Origin of the sequence: Albidovulum denitrificans, assembly GCF_002973535.1 — a bacterium.
In the GTDB taxonomy this organism is placed as follows: Bacteria; Pseudomonadota; Alphaproteobacteria; order Rhodobacterales; family Rhodobacteraceae; genus Albidovulum; species Albidovulum denitrificans.
Window position 1 is genome coordinate 1,164,987 of the sequence record NZ_PVEP01000001.1, and the last position, 8,024, is coordinate 1,173,010.

General features: G+C 64.0%; 5 protein-coding genes. 4 read left to right on the forward strand and 1 reads right to left on the reverse strand.

Annotated elements, in window-relative coordinates:
- Positions 1–9: 9 nt before the first annotated feature.
- The 4 genes from LX70_RS05735 (at position 10) to LX70_RS05750 (ending at position 7,473) form a co-directional block, all read left to right on the forward strand.
- Positions 10–2,289, forward strand: coding sequence for an NADP-dependent malic enzyme (locus LX70_RS05735; RefSeq protein WP_105513508.1), 2,280 nt, complete (start codon positions 10–12; stop codon positions 2,287–2,289).
- 206 nt (positions 2,290–2,495) lie between these two features.
- Entirely contained in the window at positions 2,496–4,388 is a 1,893-nt protein-coding gene (gene prpE / locus LX70_RS05740; RefSeq protein ID WP_105513509.1) for a propionate-CoA ligase PrpE, read from the forward strand.
- Positions 4,389–4,561: 173 nt separating this feature from the next.
- A complete protein-coding gene (locus LX70_RS05745; RefSeq protein ID WP_105513510.1) occupies positions 4,562–6,085 on the forward strand; it encodes a response regulator in 1,524 nt (507 codons plus the stop codon).
- Positions 6,085–7,473 (forward strand): sigma-54-dependent transcriptional regulator, encoded by a 1,389-nt coding sequence (locus LX70_RS05750; RefSeq protein ID WP_105513511.1) that lies wholly within the window; start codon positions 6,085–6,087, stop codon positions 7,471–7,473. Before LX70_RS05745 ends, LX70_RS05750 begins: the two co-directional genes overlap by 1 nt.
- Before the next feature lie 258 nt (positions 7,474–7,731).
- Here the strand turns inward: LX70_RS05750 and LX70_RS05755 are convergent.
- Positions 7,732–8,024, reverse strand: a 293-nt coding sequence (locus tag LX70_RS05755) for an integrase core domain-containing protein (RefSeq protein WP_146111550.1), incomplete at its 5' end; no start/stop codon positions are given.

Consider the following 8,024-nt stretch of genomic DNA (forward strand, 5'->3'; position numbering starts at 1 on the left):
GGACAGGACGTGGACGAGACCAGACAGGAAAACGCGCGTCAGGCCGCCCTTGACTATCACGAGCATCCCAAGCCCGGAAAGCTTGAGATCCGCGCCACCAAGCCGCTTGCCAACGGCCGCGACCTGGCCCGCGCCTATTCCCCCGGCGTGGCCGAGGCCTGTCTTGAGATCAAGGCCGATCCCGCCACCGTCAGCCGCTACACCGCGCGCGGCAATCTCGTCGCCGTCGTCACCAATGGCACCGCCGTGCTGGGCCTTGGCAATATCGGTGCGATGGCGTCAAAGCCGGTGATGGAGGGCAAGGCGGTCCTGTTCAAGAAATTCGCCAATATCGACTGCTTCGACATCGAGGTGAACGAACCCGACCCGGAAAAGCTGGCCGACATCGTCTGCGCGCTGGAACCGACCTTCGGCGCGATCAACCTTGAGGACATCAAGGCGCCCGACTGCTTCATCGTCGAACGGCTTTGCCGCGAGCGGATGAATATCCCGGTCTTTCACGACGACCAGCATGGCACCGCCATCGTGGTCGGCGCGGCGGCGACCAATGCGCTGCACGTCGCGGGCAAGGATTTCGACAAGATCAAAGTCGTCTCTACCGGCGGCGGCGCGGCGGGGATCGCCTGCCTCGACATGTTGCTGAAGCTGGGCGTGCGGCGCGAGAATGTCTGGCTTTGCGACATTGAGGGCCTCGTCTACCACGGCCGCGAAAGCCAGATGACGCCGCAGAAGGCCGCCTATGCGCAAGGCACCGCCCCCGCGACGCTGGAGGAGGTGATCGAGGGCGCGGACATGTTCCTTGGCCTGTCCGGTCCCGGTGTCCTGACGCCCGCGATGGTCGCGAAGATGACCGCCCAGCCCATCGTCTTCGCGCTGGCCAACCCCACGCCCGAGATCCTGCCCGATGAGGTGCGTTCCGTCGCGCCCGATGCCATCATCGCCACGGGCCGCAGCGATTTCCCGAACCAGGTCAACAACGTCCTTTGCTTTCCCTTCATCTTCCGCGGCGCGCTGGATGTCGGCGCGACGACGATCAACGATGAGATGGAACTGGCCTGCATCGACGGCATCGCGGCCCTTGCCCGCGCCACCACGAGCGCCGAGGCGGCGGCGGCCTATCGCGGCGAAAAGCTGACCTTTGGCCCCGATTACCTGATCCCGAAGCCCTTCGATCCGCGCCTGATCGGCACCGTCGCCTCCTCGGTCGCGCGGGCGGCGATGGAAACCGGCGTCGCGACGCGGCCGATCGAGGATCTGGACAGCTACCGGCGCAAGCTTGACGGCTCGGTCTTCAAATCCGCCCTTATCATGCGGCCGGTCTTCGAGGCCGCGCGCAGCGCCAACCGCCGCATCGTCTTTTCCGAAGGCGAGGATGAGCGGGTCCTGCGCGCCGCCAACGCGATGCTGGAGGAGATGACCGACAGCCCGATCCTGATCGGCCGCCCCGAGGTGATCGAGCGGCGCTGCGAACGCGCGGGCCTGCCGATCCGGCCCGGTCGGGATTTTGAGATCGTGAACCCCGAAAACGACCCGCGTTACCGCGACTACTGGGGCAGCTATCACGACCTGATGGCGCGCCGGGGCGTCACGCCCGACCTTGCCCGCGCGATCATGCGCACCAACACCACCGCCATCGCCGCCATCGCCGTTCACCGGGGCGATGCCGACAGCATGATCTGCGGCACCTTCGGGCAGTTCGGCTGGCACCTGAACTATATCAGCCAGGTCCTGGCCCGCGACGGGCTGACGGCGCATGGCGCGCTGAGCCTGATGATCCAGGAAGACGGCCCGATCTTCATCGCCGACACCCATGTGAACGCCGTCCCCACGCCCGAACAGATCGCGACGACGATCATCGGCGCCGCCCGCCATGCCCGCCGTTTCGGGGTGACGCCGAAGGTGGCGCTGTGTTCGCATTCGAACTTCGGCAGCCTCCAGTCGGATTCGGGCGTGCGGATGCGCGCCGCGATCGCGCTTCTGGACCAGCGCGGAGTCGATTTCACCTATGAGGGCGAGATGTCGGCCGATGCCGCGCTGGACCCGGAACTGCGCGAACGCATCCTGCCCGGCAGCCGGATCGAGGGCGCGGCGAATATCCTCGTCTTCGCCTATACGGATGCCGCCAACACCGCGCGCAACATGCTCAAGCACAAGGCGGGCGGGCTTGAGGTCGGGCCGATCCTGATGGGGATGGGCAACAAGGCCCATATCGTGACCCCGTCGATCACCGCGCGGGGGCTTTTGAACATGTCCGCCATCGCCGGGACGCCGGTCACGCATTACGGTTGAGCAGGCGCCGGGCCGGGCCGGTTTGCAAACACGGCCCGGCATCGCCTGCGATTTTTACCCGAAAAACGACATTTGCAAATCATTGCGCCCCGCCGCCCCGCGGTTCTGCAAATTCTTCCGCCCCCGCCCCGGATGTGAACGGTAACGCGCTTGCCCGGTGCGTTTTCGCTCCGTAACAGTTGCATAGCAGTTCGGAGGAGAATGCCATGTCGTATGAGGATGTCTACAGTAGCTGGAAGACCCACCCGGATGCGTTCTGGATGAAGGCGGCCGAGGCCATCGACTGGGTCGAACCGCCGAGCAAGGCGCTCTTCTCCGAGAATGCACCGCTTTACGAATGGTTCTCTGACGGCATGGTCAACACCTGCTGGAATGCCGTCGACCGCCATGTGGAGGCCGGACGCGGAGAGCAGCTGGCCATCATCCATGACAGCCCGATCACCCATTCCACCAAGGGCATCACCTATCGCGAGCTGCGCGACCGCGTGGCAAGCCTTGCCGGGGCGCTGAAGGCCAAGGGCGTCGGCAAGGGCGACCGCGTCATCATCTACATGCCGATGGTGCCAGAAGCGCTTGAGGCGATGCTGGCCTGTTCCCGCCTCGGCGCGATCCATTCGGTCGTCTTCGGCGGCTTCGCGGCGCATGAGCTGGCCGTGCGGATCGACGACGCCACACCGAAGGCGATCATCGCGGCGTCCTGCGGGCTCGAACCCGGCCGGGTCGTGCATTACAAGCCGCTTCTCGATGCCGCCATCGACCAGGCGAAGCACAAACCCGATTTCTGCGTCATCCTGCAACGCGAGCAGGAGGTGGCGAAACTGGTCGAAGGGCGCGACTTCGGCTGGCATGCGTTCCAGTATGGCGTTGAGCCTGCCGATTGCGTTCCGGTCGAGGGCAACCACCCGGTCTATATCCTCTATACCTCAGGCACGACCGGCGCGCCGAAAGGCGTGGTGCGACCGACCGCCGGCCACCTCGTCGCGCTGAACTGGACGATGAAGAACCTTTACAACGTCGGGGCGGGCGACGTGTTCTGGGCCGCCTCGGACGTGGGCTGGGTCGTCGGGCATTCCTATATCTGCTACGGGCCGCTGATCGCGGGCTGCACGACGATCGTGTTCGAGGGCAAGCCGGTCGGCACGCCCGACGCGGGCACCTTCTGGCGCGTGATCCAGAACCACAAGGTGAAGTCGTTCTTCACCGCGCCCACGGCGCTGCGCGCGATCAAGCGCGAGGACCCGAACGGGGAGCTGATCAAGGAATACAACCTGCGCCACCTTCAGGCCCTGTTCCTTGCGGGTGAGCGTGCGGACCCCGACACGATCAAATGGGCGCAGCGCCACCTGCGCGTGCCGGTGATCGACCACTGGTGGCAGACCGAAACCGGCTGGGCCATCGCCGGGAACCCGCTCGGGATCGAGGAACTGCCGGTCAAGATCGGCTCCCCCTCTGTCCCGATGCCGGGCTATGACGTGAAGGTGCTGGACGAAGGCGGCCATCCGGTGAAATCGGGCGATCTTGGCGCCATCGCGGTCAAGCTGCCGCTGCCGCCGGGAACGCTGCCGGGCCTGTGGAACGCGGAAGAGCGGTTTCGCAAAAGCTACCTCACCCAGTTCCCCGGCTATTACGAAACCGGCGACGCGGGCTATATCGACGAGGACGGCTATCTCTACATCATGGCGCGCACCGACGATGTCATCAACGTCGCGGGCCATCGCCTGTCCACAGGTGCTATGGAAGAGGTTCTGGCGGGCCATGACGACGTCGCCGAATGCGCGGTCATCGGCGTGGCCGACCAGTTGAAGGGCCAGATGCCGCTGGGCTTTCTCTGCCTGAACAAGGGGACCAACCGTCCCTCGGAAGAGATCGTCAAGGAATGCGTCAAGCTGGTGCGCAACCAGATCGGCCCCGTCGCGGCCTTCAAGCTGGCCTGCGTCGTCGACCGGCTGCCCAAGACCCGGTCGGGCAAGATCCTGCGCGCGACCATGGTCAAGATCGCCGATGGCGAGACCTACAAGATGCCCGCAACCATCGACGATCCGGCCATCCTGGATGAGATTGCAACAGCATTGAAGGGGCTGGGCTATCCGTCACAGTGACTTTGCGCCACAAATCGCGAAACAATCGGGTCCGGCCGCGTGATTTATCATGCGCGCCGGACCTGTCGTTTCAGACAAGTTGGAGGAATGCGTTTCGTCGCATAGAAAGCAAACATCATGCAACCTCCACTTGTGTTCAGATTTCGACCGAGGGCAGTTCCAGGTAAAGATTGATGCAACTCGGCCGAACGCAGAATAACGGCGACGACGGATCGACCGACGCGGGGAACATGAACCTTCTGGGTCATGACGTCCGCGCCGCCGTCTCCGACATCATCGGCGGGCTGCGCCTGATCGATCAGGCGGGGATGGACCCGGCCACGCGGCTGCAACTGGAACGGGTCCGCACGTCAAGCGAAACGCTCGCCCGCCTTCTGGAAGAGGCGATGATCATTCTCTTCGGGGAAGACGCGACCTTTCCAAGGACAACGTCGAATGTCCAGCTTGACCGCTTCTTTTACGACATCGAGATGCGCTGGTCCGGGCGGGCCACGGCCAAGGGGCTGACGCTGGCCTGTCACCGGGACGCGAACCTGCCGCAGGTCCTGACTGTCGACCGGATATCGCTGGACCGGATCCTGTCGAACATCCTGTCGAACGCGATCAAGTATACCGATCAAGGTACGGTCCGCATGGAGGTGGGCCTTGGCGCGACCGGCGGCCTTCGCATCGACGTCACCGATCAGGGACCGGGCTTTTCCACCGGCGCGCTTGACCGGCTGTTTCAGTATCAGGGCCGCCCCGAAGGCACCGGCAAACCCGGCCAGGGCCTTGGCATGCATATCTCCAAATACCTCTCCGGCTCTCTCGGCGGCACCATCGGGGTGGAGAATCTTGACGGCGGCGGGGCGCGGGTGACGCTGGAACTGCCGCCCTCGGTCTTCTCAAGCGCGGCGCGCGACGACCATCCCGACCTGCCGGACCTGAGCCGGACCAAGGTCCTTCTGGCCGAGGATAGTGAGACCAACCAGCTTGTGCTGGGCCAGATGCTGCGCCAGCTTGGCGCCGAATTCGAAACCGCGTCGGACGGGGTGCAGGCGCTCAACTGGCTTGAGCGTGAGGAATTCGACCTGGCCCTGATCGACATCGAGATGCCGCGCCTTGGCGGCATCGACGTGATCCGCACCGTGCGCGCCGATAACCGCGTCTATTCCCGGATGCCCATCGTCGCCATCACCGCCTATGTCCTCAGGGCGAACCGCGACGCGATCTATGCCGCGGGCGCCGATGCGATCCTCGCCAAGCCCATCGTCAGCCTTGAAACCTTCGGCCAGGCGATCGCGAATGTCCTGCGCCGCAGCGCGCTGACCGACGCAGAGGCCGCCATTCAGGTCGAGGAAGGGCTGGCGGAGTTCAACCGCGACTGCTTCGACCGGCTGATCGAGGTGGCGGGACCGGACGCCTCGCGCGAGTTGCTGATCCGGCTTGCCGCCGACCTGCGCAATTGCGAACGCAATCTGGTCGCGGGCCTTGCCGAACACGACATGACCAAGATCCGCGCCGAAACCCATGTCCTGATCGCGCTGGCGGGCGCCGTGGGGGCCGAAAGGCTGTCGGGTCTGGCGCAGAACCTGAACGCCATCGCGCATCGGCAAAGCGAGGGCGACATCGCCACGCTGGGCGACGAATGCCTGGGACAACTTGACCGGCTGATCCACTTCATCACCAAGGAAAAAGCCAGCCGGGGGGAGGCCTGATGGCAAGCGCCCCGCTTCTTCTGGTGGAAGACACGCCCTCGCTTCAACTGGTCTATGAATCGGTCCTGAAGGCGGCGGGGTATGAGGTGACGACGGCCGGCACCGCCGCCGCAGGGCTGGCGATGTTTCGCACGCAAAAGCCCGCGGTCGTGCTTTTGGACCTGATGCTGCCGGATCGCGACGGGCTTGATCTGTTGCAGGACATGCTGGCGGTCAAGCCCGACGCGCATGTGATCGTCATCACCGCCAATGGCTCGATCAACAAGGCGGTGGCGGCGATGCGGGCGGGGGCGCATGAATTCCTCGTCAAGCCCATCGACGAACAGCGTTTTCTGAACGCGGTCCAGAACGCGGTCACCGACGCGCATACCGATACCGCCGACACGCCGGAGACGCGGCCGGAAACCCCTCCGCCGGGGGAGTTCATCGGCGCCTCGGTCGTGATGGGGCAGGTCTATGACAAGATCCGTTCGGTCGCGCGGTCGATGGCGACGGTCTTCATCACCGGTGAAAGCGGCACCGGGAAAGAGCTTTGCGCGCAGGCGGTCCATGATCTGTCAAACCGCCGCAACGGCCCCTTCGTGCCGCTGAACTGCGGCGCGATCCCGTCCGAGCTTCTGGAATCCGAGGTCTTCGGCCATGTGAAAGGCTCCTTCACCGGCGCGATTTCGGACAAGCCGGGCGCCGCCGCCTCGGCCGATGGCGGAACGCTGTTTCTGGATGAGATTTGTGAGCTTGACCTGAACCTTCAGACCAAGCTTTTGCGCTTCCTTCAGACCTCCACCATCCAGCCCGTCGGCGCGACGCGGCCCCGCAAGGTCAATGTGCGCATCGTCTGCGCCACCAACCGCGATCCGCTTCAGGCGGTCCGGCGCGGCCAGTTCCGCGAGGACCTTTATTATCGCCTTCACGTCGTCCCGATCCACATGCCGCCGCTGCGCGAACGGGGCGAGGATGTGAACGTCATCGCGACCGAGGCGCTGCTGCGCTTCGCCCGCGAAGAGGGCCGCGCCTTCACCACGCTGGGTGAGGATGTGCGGGCGCTGTTTCGCGACCTCGACTGGCCCGGCAACGTGCGCCAGCTTCTCAACGCGATCCGCCATGTGGTCGTGCTGAACGACGGGACCACGGTGACGCGCGCCATGCTGCCCGCCGAACTGCTTGAAACCCAGACTGCCGAAGCGGTGGCCCCCGCGCCCGGCAGCCCCGAACCGATGACGCTTGACGGCCTTGTCGGCCGCCCGCTGGCAGAGGTCGAACGGATGCTGATCGAGGCGACGATCGCGCTGCATGGCGGGTCGATCCCCAAGGCAGCGCGGGTTCTCGACGTCTCCCCCTCGACCCTGTACCGCAAGATCGAAAGCTGGCGCGGGGCAGGGAAGGCCTGATCTATAGCATTTCGGGTTGACGCTGAATCAGAATTTGAACTTATTTCGTTCGAATTCTGATACTTCGTTCACCCTGAAAAAAGTAAGCCCATCATGACCTGCAATAAGATCATTCTGGTAGCTGAAAGCACGTGCGGTAAGCATTTATCCATCCGCAACAATGATGAATTTCATGTCATCGGAAAATGATATAAGAAATACGGACTTGTTCCGTTCTTTTAAATATATCTCTTGACCTGCTCCCCTTAGAGTCCGCGTTTATAAGTTAGCTCTGTTCAGGGTTTGGTCCTCTTCTGACCGTTTGTGATACTCCCGCGGGGTGAGCCCGTCGAGACTCGAGTGCGGGCGGTGATGGTTGTAGTCGTCGCGCCATGCCGCAATCAAATGGCGGGCATGGCGCAGGTTGGGGAACAGGTGCTCGTTTAGGCACTCGTCCCGCAGGCGGCCGTTGAAGCTTTCCACGAAGCCGTTCTGCATGGGCTTACCCGGTGCGATGTAATGCCATTCCACTTGGCGATCCTCCTGCCATTTCAGCATCGCGTTCGAGGTCA

What these genes read in the sequence shown, in the direction of transcription:
- prpE (WP_105513509.1), top strand. Translation starts at nt 2,496, where the DNA reads ATGTCGTATGAGGATGTCTACAGTAGCTGGAAGACCCACCCGGATGCG.
- LX70_RS05745 (WP_105513510.1), top strand. Translation starts at nt 4,562, where the DNA reads ATGCAACTCGGCCGAACGCAGAATAACGGCGACGACGGATCGACCGAC.
- LX70_RS05750 (WP_105513511.1), top strand. Translation starts at nt 6,085, where the DNA reads ATGGCAAGCGCCCCGCTTCTTCTGGTGGAAGACACGCCCTCGCTTCAA.